The organism is Mycolicibacterium chubuense, from assembly GCF_001044255.1.
GTDB lineage: Bacteria > Actinomycetota > Actinomycetes > Mycobacteriales > Mycobacteriaceae > Mycobacterium > Mycobacterium chubuense.
In genome coordinates this window covers 56799-72034 of the sequence record NZ_JYNX01000011.1, presented here as the reverse complement: position 1 = coordinate 72034, position 15236 = coordinate 56799, and the positions used below count along the sequence as shown (strand labels likewise).

At 69.6% G+C, this 15236-nt stretch carries 13 protein-coding genes; 7 read left to right on the top strand and 6 right to left on the bottom strand.

The annotated features are described in order from the left end of the window. Positions 1-1167, top strand: coding sequence for an AAA family ATPase (locus MCHUDSM44219_RS01810; RefSeq protein WP_048416514.1), 1167 nt, complete (start codon positions 1-3; stop codon positions 1165-1167). Between the two features lie 3 nt (positions 1168-1170). Here MCHUDSM44219_RS01810 and MCHUDSM44219_RS01805 read toward each other — a convergent pair whose 3' ends face one another. Continuing rightward, the gene (locus MCHUDSM44219_RS01805) at positions 1171-2046 is read right to left on the bottom strand and encodes an SDR family oxidoreductase (RefSeq protein ID WP_048416513.1); all 876 of its coding nucleotides are present in this window, start codon (positions 2044-2046) and stop codon (positions 1171-1173) included. A 39-nt stretch (positions 2047-2085) separates the two neighbouring features. After that, complete coding sequence (locus tag MCHUDSM44219_RS01800; protein ID WP_172506334.1) at positions 2086-2721, bottom strand: TetR/AcrR family transcriptional regulator; 636 nt, start codon at positions 2719-2721, stop codon at positions 2086-2088. A 127-nt stretch (positions 2722-2848) separates the two neighbouring features. On the opposite strand from MCHUDSM44219_RS01800, the gene MCHUDSM44219_RS01795 reads away from it, so the two are divergent. Then, positions 2849-4330 carry a cytochrome P450 gene (locus MCHUDSM44219_RS01795; RefSeq protein WP_048416539.1) on the top strand — a complete coding sequence of 494 codons (1482 nt, stop codon included), beginning with the start codon at positions 2849-2851 and terminating at the stop codon, positions 4328-4330. A 6-nt stretch (positions 4331-4336) separates the two neighbouring features. On the opposite strand, the gene MCHUDSM44219_RS01790 is transcribed toward MCHUDSM44219_RS01795, so the two are convergent. After that, a complete protein-coding gene (locus MCHUDSM44219_RS01790; RefSeq protein ID WP_048416511.1) occupies positions 4337-4819 on the bottom strand; it encodes a 2-isopropylmalate synthase in 483 nt (160 codons plus the stop codon). A gap of 206 nt (positions 4820-5025) precedes the next feature. On the opposite strand from MCHUDSM44219_RS01790, the gene MCHUDSM44219_RS01785 reads away from it, so the two are divergent. Next, complete coding sequence (locus tag MCHUDSM44219_RS01785) at positions 5026-5796, top strand: sulfite exporter TauE/SafE family protein (protein WP_172506333.1); 771 nt, start codon at positions 5026-5028, stop codon at positions 5794-5796. A gap of 3 nt (positions 5797-5799) precedes the next feature. Here MCHUDSM44219_RS01785 and MCHUDSM44219_RS01780 read toward each other — a convergent pair whose 3' ends face one another. The 3 genes from MCHUDSM44219_RS01780 to MCHUDSM44219_RS01770 all read right to left on the bottom strand — a co-directional run bounded on the left by MCHUDSM44219_RS01780 (position 5800) and on the right by MCHUDSM44219_RS01770 (position 9464). Continuing rightward, positions 5800-6852, bottom strand: coding sequence for a phosphotransferase family protein (locus MCHUDSM44219_RS01780; RefSeq protein WP_048416537.1), 1053 nt, complete (start codon positions 6850-6852; stop codon positions 5800-5802). 40 nt (positions 6853-6892) lie between these two features. Continuing rightward, the gene (gene poxB, locus MCHUDSM44219_RS01775; RefSeq protein WP_048416510.1) at positions 6893-8629 is read right to left on the bottom strand and encodes a ubiquinone-dependent pyruvate dehydrogenase; all 1737 of its coding nucleotides are present in this window, start codon (positions 8627-8629) and stop codon (positions 6893-6895) included. A 67-nt stretch (positions 8630-8696) separates the two neighbouring features. Beyond that, positions 8697-9464, bottom strand: coding sequence for an SDR family NAD(P)-dependent oxidoreductase (locus MCHUDSM44219_RS01770; RefSeq protein WP_048416509.1), 768 nt, complete (start codon positions 9462-9464; stop codon positions 8697-8699). A gap of 114 nt (positions 9465-9578) precedes the next feature. On the opposite strand from MCHUDSM44219_RS01770, the gene MCHUDSM44219_RS01765 reads away from it, so the two are divergent. The 4 genes from MCHUDSM44219_RS01765 (at position 9579) to MCHUDSM44219_RS28625 (ending at position 15215) form a co-directional block, all read left to right on the top strand. After that, positions 9579-11099: a molybdopterin-dependent oxidoreductase gene (locus tag MCHUDSM44219_RS01765; protein WP_048416508.1), complete on the top strand. Its 1521-nt coding sequence runs from the start codon at positions 9579-9581 to the stop codon at positions 11097-11099. A gap of 34 nt (positions 11100-11133) precedes the next feature. Beyond that, entirely contained in the window at positions 11134-12672 is a 1539-nt protein-coding gene (locus tag MCHUDSM44219_RS01760) for an ATP-dependent DNA ligase (RefSeq protein WP_048416507.1), read from the top strand. A gap of 99 nt (positions 12673-12771) precedes the next feature. Further along, the gene (locus MCHUDSM44219_RS01755; protein ID WP_048416506.1) at positions 12772-15078 is read left to right on the top strand and encodes a carbon starvation CstA family protein; all 2307 of its coding nucleotides are present in this window, start codon (positions 12772-12774) and stop codon (positions 15076-15078) included. Continuing rightward, positions 15012-15215, top strand: coding sequence for a YbdD/YjiX family protein (locus MCHUDSM44219_RS28625; RefSeq protein WP_082161982.1), 204 nt, complete (start codon positions 15012-15014; stop codon positions 15213-15215). Before MCHUDSM44219_RS01755 ends, MCHUDSM44219_RS28625 begins: the two co-directional genes overlap by 67 nt. Positions 15216-15236: the final 21 nt, after the last annotated feature.

Sequence of the window (15236 nt, the reverse complement as noted above, 5' to 3'; positions counted from 1 at the left end):
ATGCTGCAGACAGTCGCGGTGCGCGGGTACCGCTCGCTCCGGGATCTCGTGCTGCCCCTGCGCCGGCTGACCGTCGTCACCGGAGCCAACGGCACCGGAAAATCGTCGCTCTACCGCGCGCTGCGCCTGCTCGCCGACTGCGGCCGCGGTGAGGTGATCGGGTCCTTCGCCCGCGAGGGCGGTGTCGAGTCCGCGCTGTGGGCCGGCCCCGAGCAACTCGCCGGGGCGCGCCGCACCGGGACCGCTCAGGGATCCCGGCGCACCCGTCCGGTCTCCATCGAATTAGGTTATGCCGCGGATGATTTCGGTTACCTGGTGGACTTCGGACTTCCTCAGGCTGTCGAGACGGCGTTCGCCCGCGACCCCGAGGTCAAACGGGAACTGATCTTCGCCGGGCCGGTGGCGCGGCCGACCACCACGCTGGTGCGCCGGGTGCGGGGGCTGGTCGAGGTGGCCTCGGAAGGCAGCCGCGGATTCGACGAGCTCTCCCGCAACCTGCCCGCGCACCGCAGCGTGCTGGCCGACTGGGCGGGGGCCGCACCGGAACTGGTGATGGTGCGGGAACGGCTGCGTGACTGGCGCTTCTACGACGGCTTCCGCGCCGACGCCCACGCTCCGGCGCGCAGGCCGCACGTCGGCACGCGGACACCGGTGCTCGCCGACGACGGCGCCGACCTCGCCGCCGCGGTACAGACGATCCTGGAGACCGGCACCGAGGATCTGCACCGCGCGGTGGCCACCGCGTTCGACGGCGCCTCGGTCTCGGTGTCGGTCACCGACGGCCTGTTCGACCTCAACCTGCACCAGCGCGGCATGCTCCGGCCGCTGCGCAGCGCCGAGATCTCCGATGGCACACTGCGATTCCTGCTGTGGACGGCCGCGCTGCTGAGCCCGCAGCCCCCGTCGCTGATGGTGTTGAACGAGCCGGAGACATCGCTGCACCCCGACCTGGTCGCGCCCTTGGCCGACCTCATCACCGCGGCCGCCGCCGTGACCCAGGTCGTGGTGGTCACACATTCGGCGGCGTTGCGCGAGCGGATCGGCGCGACGCCGATCGGCTCCGACGGCGACGCGTGGGAGATCGAGCTCGTCAAGGACTGGGGTGAGACGAAGGTGTGCGGCCAGGAACTGCTGACCACTCCGCCGTGGGACTGGGGCAAGCGATGACACTCAGCGCTGGCGCGGGTGCGGCCGTAGGGCCCGGGTGAAGACGACGTTCACCCGCTCCATCGCCATCGCATAGGGCCGCCAGAAGGTGCGCTTGGCGAAGTAGAGCGCACGGATGTCGGCGGAGGTGTACACGAGGAAGTTGTTGCGCACCACGCCGCGCAGGATCTTGTCCGCAGCGGTCTCCGGCGACACGGCATGCCCGCCGAAGCGATCCGTCCACCACTGCACCCGCGGGTCCTCGCGGTCCACCCCGGCGATGTGAACCGATTGCACCAGTGGGGTTTTGACCGCGCCGGGCACCACCACCGACACGCCGATGTCGTGCCGGGCCAGGTCGAAACGCAGAACCTCGGACAGGCCGCGCAGGCCGTACTTGCTCGCCGAATAGGCGGCGTGCCACGGCAGCGCCACCAGGCCGGCCGCCGACGACACGTTGACCAGGTGTCCTCCGCGACCGGCGGCCACCATCGGCGGCAGGAACGTCTCGATGACGTGGATGGGGCCCATCAGGTTGACGTCGATCATCGACTTCCAGTGGTGATGGGTGAGCTGATCGACGGTGCCCCAGGTCGAGATCCCCGCGATGTTCATCACCACGTCCATCGACCCGTGCCGGGTGTGGATGTCAGCGGCGAATCCGGCGACCGCGTCGTAGTCGGTGATGTCGAGCGCACGGTGGGCCGGCACCGCGGCGCCCAGCGCCTGCGCGTCGGCCACGGTGGCCGACAGCCCCTCGGCGTCGCGGTCGGTCAGATACAGCTCGGCACCCTGCGCCGCCAGCTTCAGCGCCGTCGCGCGTCCGATCCCGCTGGCCGCACCGGTGAGAAAGCACCGCTTGCCAGTGAAATAGGCACCGCGCCCGTCGCCAGAACCCATGGCAGCGACACTACCGGCCGTCCAGCGCACCGATCTCGCTCACTCGCCGCGCAGGTCGGCGCCGCCCCAGAGTCCGTACAGCCACAGCCGCTCGGCGATCTCGGTGGCCCGGGCCGGGTCGACCTCGCGGCCCACGAACGCGCTGTCGCGCGCCAACGTCATCGACGTGACCGCGGTGAGGGTGCGGACCAGCGCCGGCAGGTCGTCGGAGATCGGGCGTGCGCCCTGGTCCTGCCCGACCAGTCCCACGATCTTGTTGACGACGGTGTCCTGGAAGTCGTCCATGATCTCGCGGATCTGCGCGTCGGTGCTGCGCGCGAGATTGCAGGCACCCATGATCGGGTCGTTCGAGGCGAACACCGCGGCCGCGTAACCCACCATCCGGGTGGCGAACGCCGACGGCGTCTCCCCCGCCTCACGCGGGGCGAAGTCGTGGGTGAGCTGGTCGAGTTCGGCCATCGCCTCGGCGACGATCACGGCGAGCACCGCGTACTTGGAGTCGAAGTAGAAGTAGAAGCCCGAGCGCGCCACGCCCGCGCGCTCGCTGATCGTGCTCACCGACAGGTCGGCGAAGGAGCGCTCCTGCAGCAGTTCACGCACGGCGGTGATGATGGCGTCCCGCTGCCGATCGCCGCGGCTGCGCCGCGGATCGGTGGTGGCGGGATCGGCTGTCATGGCAGTCAACCTTGGCATCGCGGCGCGCGGGACACAAACTCCACGAAACTTGACAGGCGTCAAGTGTCTCGACCAGGATGGTCGCCAGTGACATCGACCACAGTCACCCTCAGTCAGGAGTGTGAAGATGCCGACGATCAGCGCCACCGACTACTGGCTTGACCAGGCCAAACGGCGATTGAAGCCCACACCGGTGACCATTCCCGGCATGGGCGCGGTGGAGAAGCGCCTCAAGAACACCGAGTGGGACCAGTTCGTGTTCGCCGAGCCGCCGGCGGGCAGCGGACTCAAGGCGATCAAGGGTGACGCCGGGTTGCCGGTGATCGGGCACATGATCGAGACGTTCCGCGGCGGTCCGGATTTCATCCTCGAGCAGTACCGCAAGCACGGGCCCATCTACTACTCGCAGTCGCCCGCGCTGTCGGCGGTGATGGCGCTGGGCCCCGACGCCACCCAGGCCGTCTTCACCAACCGGAACAAGGACTTCTCCCAGCGCGCCTGGGATCCCATCATCGGCCCGTTCTTCGACGGCGGTCTGATGCTGCTCGACTTCGACGAGCACCTGTTCCACCGCCGCATCATGCAGGAGGCGTTCACCCGTACCCGGCTGTCCGGCTACGTGCCGCATGTCGACTCGGTCGCGACCCGCGTGCTCGCCAACGACTGGGTGCCCAACGATCCGCGGTTCCTCTTCTATCCGGCGATCAAGGAACTGACCCTCGACATCGCCTCCGAGGTGTTCATGGGTCACCCGGCGGGGACCGACCGCGAACTGGTTACCACCATCAATCAGGCGTTCACCACGACCACCCGGGCGGGCAACGCCATCGTCCGCAAGCCGGTGCCGCCGCTGACCTGGTGGCGGGGCATCAAGGCCCGCGAGACGCTCGAGCACTACTTCTCCAGCCGGATCGGTGAGAAGCGCCGCTCGGAGAGCACCGACATGTTCAGCGTGCTGTGCCACTCGGCCGATGAGGACGGCGGCAGCTTCACCGACGACCAGATCGTCAGCCACATGATCTTCCTGATGATGGCGGCCCACGACACGTCGACCTCCACGATGACGACGATGGCCTACCACCTGGCGGCCAATCCGCAGTGGCAGGACCGGCTGCGCGAGGAGTCGGAGCGGATCGGTGACGGGCCGCTCGACATCGAGGCGCTGGACAAGCTCGAGACCTACGACCTCGTGGTGAACGAGTCGCTGCGGATGATGACGCCGCTGCCGTTCAACTTCCGCCAGACGGTGCGCGACACCGAGCTGCTCGGCTACTACATCCCGGCCGACACCGCGGTGGTGACGTGGCCGTCGATCAACCACCGGCTGCCCGAGCTGTGGACCGATCCGGAGAAGTTCGACCCGGAGCGCTTCGCCGAGCCGCGCAACGAACACAAGAGACACCGTTACGCGTTCGCGCCGTTCGGCGGCGGAGCGCACAAGTGTATCGGCATGGTGTTCGGTCAGCTGGAGATCAAGACGGTCATGCACCGGCTGCTGCGCCGCTACCGGCTCGAGCTGCCGAAGGCCGGCTACACCCCGCGCTACGACTACGGCGGGATGCCGGTGCCGCTGGATGGCATGCCGATCGTGTTGCGCCCCTTGCGCTGACGGACCTCAGGCCAGCAGGCGGTTGGCGCAGGCGACCACCGCCCGCAACGCTGACTGGACCGGGTCGTCCGACCAGCCCAGCGCCCACTCCGCACGCCCGGCGCCGCTGCCGCACAGGAACGTCGCGGTCTGCCCGCCGGCGCGCAGCTGGTGGAAGGCCGTCACCTCGACGGCGACCCCGCGTTCGTGGAGCATCGCGGTCAGCGCGGCCACCGGACCGCACGCGGCGGCCCGCGCCGTGCCGATGCTGTCCCCCATTGCCAGCGTGGCCTGATAGGTACGCGCCTGCGGGCCCAGCCGGCCCGCGGGACGGTCGCCGTCGACGCACGACCACTGCCCGAGGCGCACCGGCCCGGCGTGCGGCGCGTACTCCCCGACGAACGCATCGAAGGTCTTCGTCTCGGCGTCCGCACGCAACGGGCGGGGCACACGGCCATCCACGCATGCGGCGAACGACGACAGGGGTGTGATGGCGATGGAGGAGTTCATGGGTGCCGGCCTCGAGATGAAGGGGAAAGCGACCGACGAACGAGCAACGACCCACAGCGAGGGGTCGGTCTGGATCAGACCCCGCTGCGGGTTGCTACTACGAGTCGCCTCGGCACGTCGACGATGCTAGCCCCGCCCGCGCCGCCGCTGCAACCACATTCGCCTCGGAGGGTGTGGCGCTGCCGGCCCCGTCCGCGATTGGCACAATGAGCCCGGTGTCGTGGTCGCAGACGGTGCTGCTCGTCGCGGCCGGCATCCTCGGGGGTCTCACCGGGAGCATCGCGGGGCTGGCCTCGGTGGCGACCTATCCGGCTCTGCTCGTCGTGGGCCTGCCGCCCGTCACCGCCAACGTCACCAACACGGTCGCCCTGGTCTTCAACGGCATCGGGTCGGTCTTGGGCTCGCGACCCGAATTGGCGGGGCAGGGCCGTCGGCTCGCCCGGATCGTGCCGTTCGCGATTCTCGGCGGCGTGGCCGGAGCGGCGCTGCTGCTGTCCACCCCGGCCGAGGGTTTCGAAAGGGCGGTGCCGGTGCTGCTCGGTGTGGCGGCCGTGGCGATCCTGCTGCCGGTGCGGCCTCGCGCGGACGTCGAGCGGGGCCGCAGACGCGAGCTGGCCGGTCTGCTGGCCGAGACGGCGGCGATCGCGGCGATCTGCGTCTACGGCGGCTACTTCGGTGCGGCTGCGGGTGTGTTGCTGCTGGCGTTGCTGTTGCGTTCGGGCACAACGACGTTGGCGCACGCCAACGCCACCAAGAACGTCGTGCTGGGGGCTTCGAACTGCAGCGCCGCCGTGGTGTTCGCGATCGTCGCGCCGGTGCAGTGGGCCGCGGTCGCGGCGCTCGGCCTCGGCTGCCTGCTCGGATCGCGTCTGGGACCGGTCGTGGTGCGCCACGCGCCCGCCGGCCCGATGCGGGTGGCGATCGGGCTCGCCGGTCTGGCCTTGGCCATCAAGCTGGGGTGGGACACCTACCGCTGAGGTTCACAGGAACACGTTGTCGCCGTGCGCAACCCGGGTTCCGAGCTCGATCAGGTTCTCCGCCGAGGCGTGCAGCCGCTCGCCGGCCTCCGCGCTGGCCTGCCCGGCCAGGTACCGCGACCACGTGCCCTCGATGACGATGCCGAGCTTGAAGCAGGCCATGGCCACGTACCAATCGAGCCGCTCGGTGGATCGCCCGCCGGCGTCGCGGTAGGCGGCGAGTAACTCTGTCCGGGTGGGCAACCCGCCGAGAGAGGCGAGCGCCGCACCCGCATCGATCGGGTTCGGCCCGTCGGGCCAGCACACCAGCATCCAGCCCAGATCGAGCAGGGGGTCGCCGATGGTGCACATCTCCCAGTCGATGAACGCCGCCACCTCCGCAACGTCGCGGCGCAGCAGCACGTTGTTGAGGTGGCAGTCGCCGTGCATGATCGCCGGGTCGGCGTCCGGCGGGCGGTGGGCCTCGAGCCATTCGGCGAGACCGGCGACCGACGGGAATGACTCCGGCGCGTAGCGGTCATGGCGATAGCTCTCGAGGAGGCGCATGAACTGCGGAACCTGCCGCGCGAGAAAGGAACCCGGACGTTTGAGCTGCGCGAGCGCGCTGCCCTGCCACGGCACCGCGCTCAGCGCGGCGAGGCTCGCCGCGTAGGAGATGCCGACATCGTGGCGCATCCTCGGATCGCGGACATACGCGTCGTCGACGTCGGTGCCCGGGTTGAATCCGTCGATGGCCTCCATCAGATAGAAGACGACACCGAGCACGTCGAGATCGTCGCAGCCGGCGATCAACTCGGGGTGCGGAACCGGGGAACCGGCCAGCGTCGTCAGCACCGCGATCTCGCGGCGCATCGTGTTGTCACTGGTGGGTCGGGGATGCTCCGGCGGGCGGCGCAGCACCATCGGCCGGCCGTCGACCGACAACTGCACCACGATGTTCTGCGACCCGCCCGTGAGCGGCGTGACGTCGGAGACGGTCGATCCGAGCCCGATCCGTCGGATCCAGGACTGCAGCGCCTCGGTGTCGGCATCGGTCAGCATCACCTCGACTGGCATGACCGCCATAGTGTCAGGTGGGCGCCGACGACAGTGACGATCAGTCGAGGATGCGGCGGGCCACGTTGGTGGTGACGAGGTCGAGCAGCTCGTCCGAGCGCCCGGCGAGGATGGTGCGGATCGCGTAGAGCGAGAAGCCCTTGGCCTGCTCGGCGGTGATGGCGGGCGGGATGGACAGTTCCTGACGTGCGGTCACGACGTCGACGACGGCCGGTCCGTCGACGGCGAACGCGTCGTCGAGCGCCTGTTCCAGGTCCGCCGGCTGCTCGACGCGCCGGCCGAAGATCCCCATCGCCTGGGCCACGTCGGCGAAGTTCGGGTTGACCAGGTCGGTGCCGTAGTTGACGATTCCGGCGGCTTTCATCTCCAGTTCGACGAAGTTGAGCGAGGAGTTGTTGAACACGACGAGCTTGACCGGCAGCCGGTTCTGGACGAGCGTGATCAGCTCGCCGAACAGCATCGTCAGGCCCCCGTCACCGGCCAGCGCCACCACCTGCCGGCCGCGCGCCGCGGTCTGCGCGCCGATCGCGTGCGGCAGCGCGCACGCCATGGTGCCGTGGTTGAACGAACCGATCAGGCGCCGGCGCCCGTTCATGCGCAGGTAGCGCGCCGCCCACACCACCGGCGATCCGACGTCGACGGTGAACACCGCGTCATCGGCGGCGAGCCGATTGATCAGTCCGGCAACGTATTCCGGCCGGATCGGGGTGCGGTCGCGATCGTTGACGGCGAGCTCGTCGAGCGTCTTGCGGGTTCTGCGGTAGTGCCGCAACGACCGCTCCAGGTGGGCGGTGTCGGCCTTGGGCCGCACCAGGGATCTCAGCGGCGGCAAGGTGTCGGCGACGGTGCCGACCAGACCGAGGTCCACCGGGGTCCGCCGGCCGAGGTGGCGACCGCGGATGTCGACCTGGATCACCCGCGCATGGTCGGGAAAGAACTGCTGATAGGGGAAGTCGGTCCCCAGCATCAGCAGCGTGTCGCATTCCTTGATCGCCTTGTATCCCGACGCGAAACCGAGCAGTCCCGTCATCCCGACGTCGAAGGGGTTGTCGTATTCGATGAACTCCTTGCCCCGCAACGCGTGCACGACGGGGGCCTTCAGGGCGTCGGCGAGCGCGACCAGTTCGTCGTGCGCACCGGCGACGCCCGCGCCCGCGAGGATGGTGACGGCCTGCGACGCATCCAGGATCGCCGCCGCCTGCCGCAGCGACTCGTCGTCGGGGCGTGCCACCGTCGCGGCGGCGCGCACCGGTCGGGACTCCCAGGCCGTCGCAGCGGCCTTCTGCAGGAAGATCTCGCCGGGGATGACCACGACGGCCACGCCGCGCTCCTCGACCGCCGCCCGCATGGCCATGTGCAGGATCCGCGGCAGCATCTCGGGAGTGCTGACCAGTTCGCAGTACACGCTGCAGTCCCGGAACAACTCCTGCGGGTGGGTCTCCTGGAAGTACTCGGACCCGATCTCCGTGCGCGGGATGTGCGCGGCGATCGCGAGCACCGCCACCCGGCTGCGCTGCGCGTCGAACAGGCCGTTGATGAGATGCAGATTGCCCGGCCCGCAGCTGCCGGCGCAGACCGCCAGTCCTCCGGTCAGCGCGGCGTCGGCGGCCGCCGCGAACGCGGCGGTCTCCTCGTGTCGCACGTGCTCCCAGGTCAACTCCCCGGAGCGGCGCAGCGCGTCGGTGAACCCGTTGAGGCTGTCGCCCGGAAGCCCGTAGACGCGCCGGACGCCGCTGGTGTGCAGGGCGGTGATGACGTGATCAGCGACAGTAGCCACCCCTCGACCTTAGTGATTTCGGCGTGATCGGTCGCGCTCAGCGCAACCGACCACGCCGAAATCGCCGCTACTTGGGGGCGAAACGCTGGCCCGCGTCCAGCCGCAGGCACTGCCCGTTGAGCATGGGGTTCTCGACGATCGCGACGGCGAGTTTGGCGTACTCCTCGGGCTTGCCGAGGCGTTTGGGGAACGCGGCGTCCTTGGTCAGCACGGTGGCGAACTCGTCGGGAATGCCCTCGGTCAAGCCGGTGGCGAACAGGCTGGGCGCGATCGCGAGCGCCCGGATCCCGAGGCTGCCCAGATCGCGTGCCATCGTCAGGCACATCCCGGCGATCGCCGTCTTGGACGCGGTGTAGGCGACCTGCCCGATCTGCCCTTCGAAGGCGGCGATCGAGGCGGTGTTGATGATGACCCCGCGCTCTTCGGCCTCGTCGTCGACGGGCTCGTTCTTCGACATGTGCCAGGCGGCGAGACGGCTGATGTTGAAGGTGCCGATCAGGTTCAGGTCGATGCTCTTGCGGAACGACTCCAGGCTGTGCGGACCGTCCTTCTTCACGGTGCGCTCCGCGAGGCCGCCACCCGCGGTCGTCACGGCGATGTGCAGGCCGCCGAGCCCCTGGACCGCCTGATCGAGAACCGTTTCGGTGCCGTCGAAGTCGGTGACGTCGACGGCGTGGAAGGCGCCGCCGATCGCGTCGGCGACCTCGGCCCCCCTGGACTGCGGGCGGTCCAGCACCGCGACGCTCGCGCCACGCTTGGCCAGCGCCTCGGCCGTCGCCCGGCCGAATCCGGACGCGCCTCCGACGACGACGGCCTTCTTGCCCTCGATCTCCATCTCGCTCCCTTCCCGTCGACCAACGTTGCATTTCGTGGTCAATCTGTAAAGCAACCTAGCGGATGACACGAATCGGTAAGGGTTTCGGGTTCGCTGCGCCGGTAGTTTGGCGCCATGACCACTCTGGGTGCCCGGGCTGCGGGCGGCGTCGCCGCGGCCGCCGTCGCCGTCGGAGTGGCGCAGCTGGTCGGCGCGGCGTTCGGCCCGCAGGCCGACGTGCGGACGGCCGTCGGCTCCGCGGTGATCCAGCTGACGCCCGGATCGGTCAAGGAATGGGCCATCCAGACCTTCGGCACCGCAGACAAACTGGTGCTCTCGGTCGCCGTGCTGCTCGTCATCGCCGCGCTGGCCGCCGTCGCGGGGATCCTGGAAGGCCCACGACGCCCGCTGGGCAGCGCGATGATCGCCGCCGCAGGCGCGCTGGGCTGCGCGGCGGTGCTGTCGCGGGCCGGGGCGACCGCCGTGGACACCATTCCCACACTGGTGGGCGTCGTGTGCGGGATCGCCGCACTGAGGCTGGTGATCTCGCGCCGCTTGCGGGACCGCGATGCCGCCGAAGACTCCCCCGACGCTGGCCGGCGCCGCTCGCTGGTCACTCTGGGACTGCTCGCCGCAGGCGCGGTCAGCGGGGTCGCCGGTGTGGTGATCACCCGCCTGGCGTCCTCGGTCTCCGGCGACCGCAGCGCGTTCGCGCTGCCCCGTGTTTCCCAGCCCGCCGCCCCGATCCCCGACACGGTGCAGCCGAAAGACGTTGCGCTGCCGTCATTCGTGACGAGCAACGAGGACTTCTACCGCATCGACACCGCGCTGACCGTCCCGCAGCTCAGCCGCGAGGCATGGCAACTGCGCATCCACGGCATGGTCGACCGCGAGGTGACCCTGCGCTTCTCCGACCTGGACCGCTTCGACCCCGTCGAACGCGTGGTCACGCTCACCTGTGTCTCCAATCCCGTTGGTGGCGAACTGATCTCGAATGCCGTGTGGACCGGATACCGCGTCGCCGACCTGCTCGCCGAGGCCGGGGTGGACGCCGGCTCCGACATGGTGTTGTCGACGTCGGTCGACGGTTGGACCGCGGGCACGCCGGTCGAGGCACTCACCTCTGGCGACGCGCTGCTGGCGATCGGCATGAACGGCCAGCCCCTACCGATCGAGCACGGCTACCCGGCCCGGCTGGTGGTGCCGGGGCTGTACGGCTATGTGTCGGCGACCAAATGGCTCGTCGACCTCGAACTCACCCGTTTCGACCGTGCCGAGGCGTACTGGACCAAACTGGGCTGGGCGCCGCGCGGTCCCATCAAGACCGAGTCGCGCATCGACGTCCCGCGCGCCGGCCAGGACGTCCCCGCCGGCCCGGTCACGTTCGGCGGGGTCGCGTGGGCCCAGAACCGGGGCGTACGCACCGTCGAGGTGCAGATCGACGACGGCGACTGGCAGCAGGCCACTCTCGGCGCCTCCTACTCCAACGACACCTGGCGGCTGTGGAGCTTCGACTGGGAGGCGGCCGGTCCGGGCTTCCACAAGATCACGGTGCGGGCCACCGACAACACCGGCTACACCCAGACCCCGGATCGCGCCGACCCGGTCCCCGACGGCGCGACGGGCTGGCACTCCATCACCTTCAAGGTCACGTGAGCCGGATGTCGGTGGCCCGTGCCAGTCTGACCCCGTGCTCCTGGTAGAGGTCGCCCGTGCGTCGGCCGACGTGGCCGCCTCGTCGTCGCGACGGGCGAAGACCGCCCGCCTCGGCGACCTGCTGCGCGTCGCGGCCGCCGAGGACCCCGACGCGGTGGCCGTGGTGGTGTCCTGGCTGTCGGGCGAGCTGACGCAGCGACAGATCGGCGTCGGCTGGGCCGCGCTGCGCTCCCTACCCGCACCCGGTGCCGAACCCCGGCTCACCGTCGGCGAGGTCGAAGCCCTGTTCACCGAGATCGGGACGACCGCGGGCAAGGGGTCGCAGGCCCGGCGCGCCGAGTTGCTGGGCCGGCTCTTCGCGGCCGCCACCGACGTCGAGCAGACGTTCCTGCGCAGGCTGCTCGGCGGCGAACTCCGGCAGGGAGCACTCGTCGGGGTGATGGCCGACGCCGTCGCCTCCGCCGCCGGCCTGCCGCCCGCCGAGGTACGACGGGCCGCCATGCTCGGCGGCGATCTGCCCGCGGTGGCCGCCGCGGCGCTGACCGGCGGGCAGGAGGCGCTGGCGCAGTTCACGCTGCGTGTCGGCAAGCCGGTCGGACCCATGCTCGCCCAGACCGCCACCGGCGTCGCCGACGCCCTGCAGCGTCTCGGCGGCAGCGCTGCCTTCGAAGCAAAGCTGGACGGCGCGCGCGTGCAGATCCACCGCGCCGGAGAATCGGTGTCGATCTTCACCCGCAGCCTCGACGATGTCACCGCGCGGCTCCCGGAGGTGGTCGATGCGACGCTGGCACTCCCGGTCGACACCCTGATCGCCGACGCCGAGGCGATCGCGCTCAAGCCGGACGGGCGCCCGCACCGGTTCCAGGTCACCGCGTCGCGGTTCGGTCGCCGCGGCGGCGCCGGTCCGGGCGATCAACGCCTGTCGGTCTTCTACTTCGATCTGCTCCACGTCGACGGCACCGACCTTCTCGACCGTCCGGCACACGAGCGCAGCGCGGCGCTGGCGGCGATCGTGCCCGGCCACCACCGGGTCGACCGGCTGGTCACCACCGACGCCGACGAGGCTCAACGCTTCCTCGACGCGACACTGGCGGCGGGTCACGAGGGGGTGATGGCCAAGGCGGCCGACGCGCCGTACGAGGCAGGGCGCCGCGGCGCGGGCTGGCTGAAGGTCAAGCCGGTGCACACCCTCGACCTGGTGGTGCTGGCCGTCGAGTGGGGTTCGGGGCGGCGAACAGGAAAGCTCTCGAACATCCATCTCGGCGCGCGCGACCCCGCAACCGGCGAGCTGAAGATGCTCGGCAAGACGTTCAAGGGCATGACCGACGAGATGCTGGACTGGCAGACGCAGCGGTTCCTCGACCTGGCCGACGGGCCCACCGACGGTTACGTCGTGCGGGTGCGCCCCGAGCAGGTCGTCGAGATCGCCTACGACGGCATCCAGACCTCGACGCGCTACCCCGCCGGCATGGCGCTGCGGTTCGCCCGGGTCCTGCGCTACCGCGACGACAAGAGCGCTGCCGAGGCCGACACCGTCGACACCGTGCGCGCACACTACGACCGGGCCACCTGAGTCTGGAAACGGGGGTTCCGCGCCGGGACCGGATTGTCCGGTGCGAGTATCGACACGAGGCACGCGCGTCGAGCCGACGAGGGAGGGACTCGGAGGATCATGGCCACACCCACTGCCGCACCGTCAGGGCGCATCGAGGAAACCGTCGGTGACATCACCTATGTGAAGACCGACAGGGATCTGCCGCCCGTCGCGATCATCGACCGGTCGCCGATCACCACGAAACACAAGATCATTTTCGCCGTCGTCGCGGTGCTGGGGGCGCTGGCGTGGGCGATGATCGCGTTCTTCCGCGGGGAGACCGTGAACGCGGTGTGGTTCGTGATCGCCGCGATCTGCACCTACGTCATCGGCTTCCGGTTCTACGCCCGGCTGATCGAGATGAAGGTGGTGCGACCGCGCGACGACATCGCCACGCCCGCCGAGGTTTTCGAGAACGGCACCGACTACATGCCGACCGATCGGCGGGTGCTCTACGGACATCACTTCGCCGCGATCGCCGGAGCGGGCCCTTTGGTCGGTCCGGTGCTGGCGATGCAGATGGGCTACCTGCCGGGGGCGATCTGGATCATCATCGGCGCCGTCGTGGCCGGCTGCGTCCAGGACTATCTCGTGCTGTCGATCTCGGTGCGCCGCCGGGGCCGCTCGCTGGGACAGATGGCGCGCGACGAACTCGGCGTGGTCGGCGGCATCGCCGCGATCGTCGGCGTGCTGGTGATCATGGTCATCCTGCTGGCCGTGCTCGCGCTGGTGGTGGTGGGCGCGCTGTCCGAGAGCCCCTGGGGCGTGTTCTCGATCGCGATGACGATCCCGATCGCGATCTTCATGGGTCTCTACCTGAGGTTCCTGCGGCCCGGCCGAGTGTCCGAGGTGTCGGTGATCGGCGTGGCGCTGTTGCTGCTGGCGGTCGTGTCAGGCGGTTGGGTGGCCGAAACCTCCTGGGGTGTGGACTGGTTCACGCTGTCGAAGGTGACCCTGTCGTGGTGCATCATCCTCTACGGCCTCGCGGCCTCGGTGTTGCCGGTGTGGTTGCTCCTCGCCCCGCGCGACTACCTGTCCACCTTCATGAAGGTGGGCACCATCGCGCTGCTGGCCATCGGGATCCTGATCGCCCGCCCGGTCATGGAGGCCCCGGCCATCTCGTCCTTCGCTGCCAGCGGCACCGGTCCCGTCTTCGCCGGCTCCTTGTTCCCGTTCCTGTTCATCACGATCGCCTGTGGCGCGCTGTCGGGCTTCCACGCCCTGATCTCCTCGGGCACCACGCCGAAGCTGCTCGAGAAGGAAAGCCAGATGCGGCTGATCGGGTACGGCGGCATGCTGACCGAGTCGTTCGTGGCGATCATGGCGCTGATCACCGCGGCGATCATCAATCAGCACCTCTACTTCACGATGAATGCCCCATCGGCTTCGACCGGGACCACGGCGCAGAGCGCCGCCGACTACGTCAACGGGCTCGGGCTGTCCGGGGCGCCGATCAGCCCGCAGGACATCGACGAGGCCGCCCGCGGTGTCGGGGAGGAAACCATCGTCTCGCGCACCGGCGGAGCGCCCACGCTCGCCTTCGGCATGTCCGAAGTGCTGCACCAGGTGTTCGGGGGCACCGGGCTCAAGGCGTTCTGGTACCACTTCGCGATCATGTTCGAGGCGCTGTTCATTCTCACGACCGTCGATGCCGGGACGCGCGTGGCGCGATTCATGTTGTCCGACGCACTGGGCAACCTGGGCGGACCGCTGAAGAAGCTGCGCAATCCGAGCTGGCGCGTCGGCGCGTGGGTGTGCAGCGTGATCGTCGTCGCCGCATGGGGCAGCATCCTGCTGATGGGAGTGACCGACCCGCTGGGCGGGATCAACACCCTGTTCCCGCTGTTCGGCATCGCCAACCAGCTGCTGGCCGCGATCGCGCTCACCGTGGTCACCGTGGTGGTCATCAAGCGCGGCCTGCTGAAATGGGCGTGGATCCCCGGCATTCCGCTGACGTGGGATCTCATCGTGACCATGACGGCGTCGTGGCAGAAGATCTTCTCCGGCGACCCGAAGGTCGGGTACTGGACGCAGCACTTCTCCTACCGCAACGCCAGGGACGCCGGTGAAACCGCGTTCGGGGCCGCCAAGAACCCCGGCCAGCTCGACGCCGTCATCCGCAACACGTTCATCCAGGGCACGCTGTCGATCGTCTTCGCAGCACTCACGCTGATCGTCTTCGCCGCCGGTGTCGCGATGGCTGTCAAGGCAATTCGCGGCCAGGGTGCCCCGCTGACAGAGGACGAGCCCGTCCCGTCGCGGATGTTCGCCCCGTCGGGCATGTTCGTCACCGCCGCCGAGAAGGAGGTGCAGAAGCAGTGGGACGGGTTACCGCGGGAGCACGCCGGGCATTCGGCCAGATCGGCTGGTACGTCGGGTCCTTGATGGGAGACGACCACTACCGGCGGTATGTGGAGCATCGGGCGCGCGCGCATCCGGGCGCACCGGTGATGTCGGAACGGGAGTACTGGCGGCATCGGCACGCCGCCGCGGACGCCAACCCCGGCGCCCGCTGCTGCTGACTGCCTCCCCCACGTTGTGGC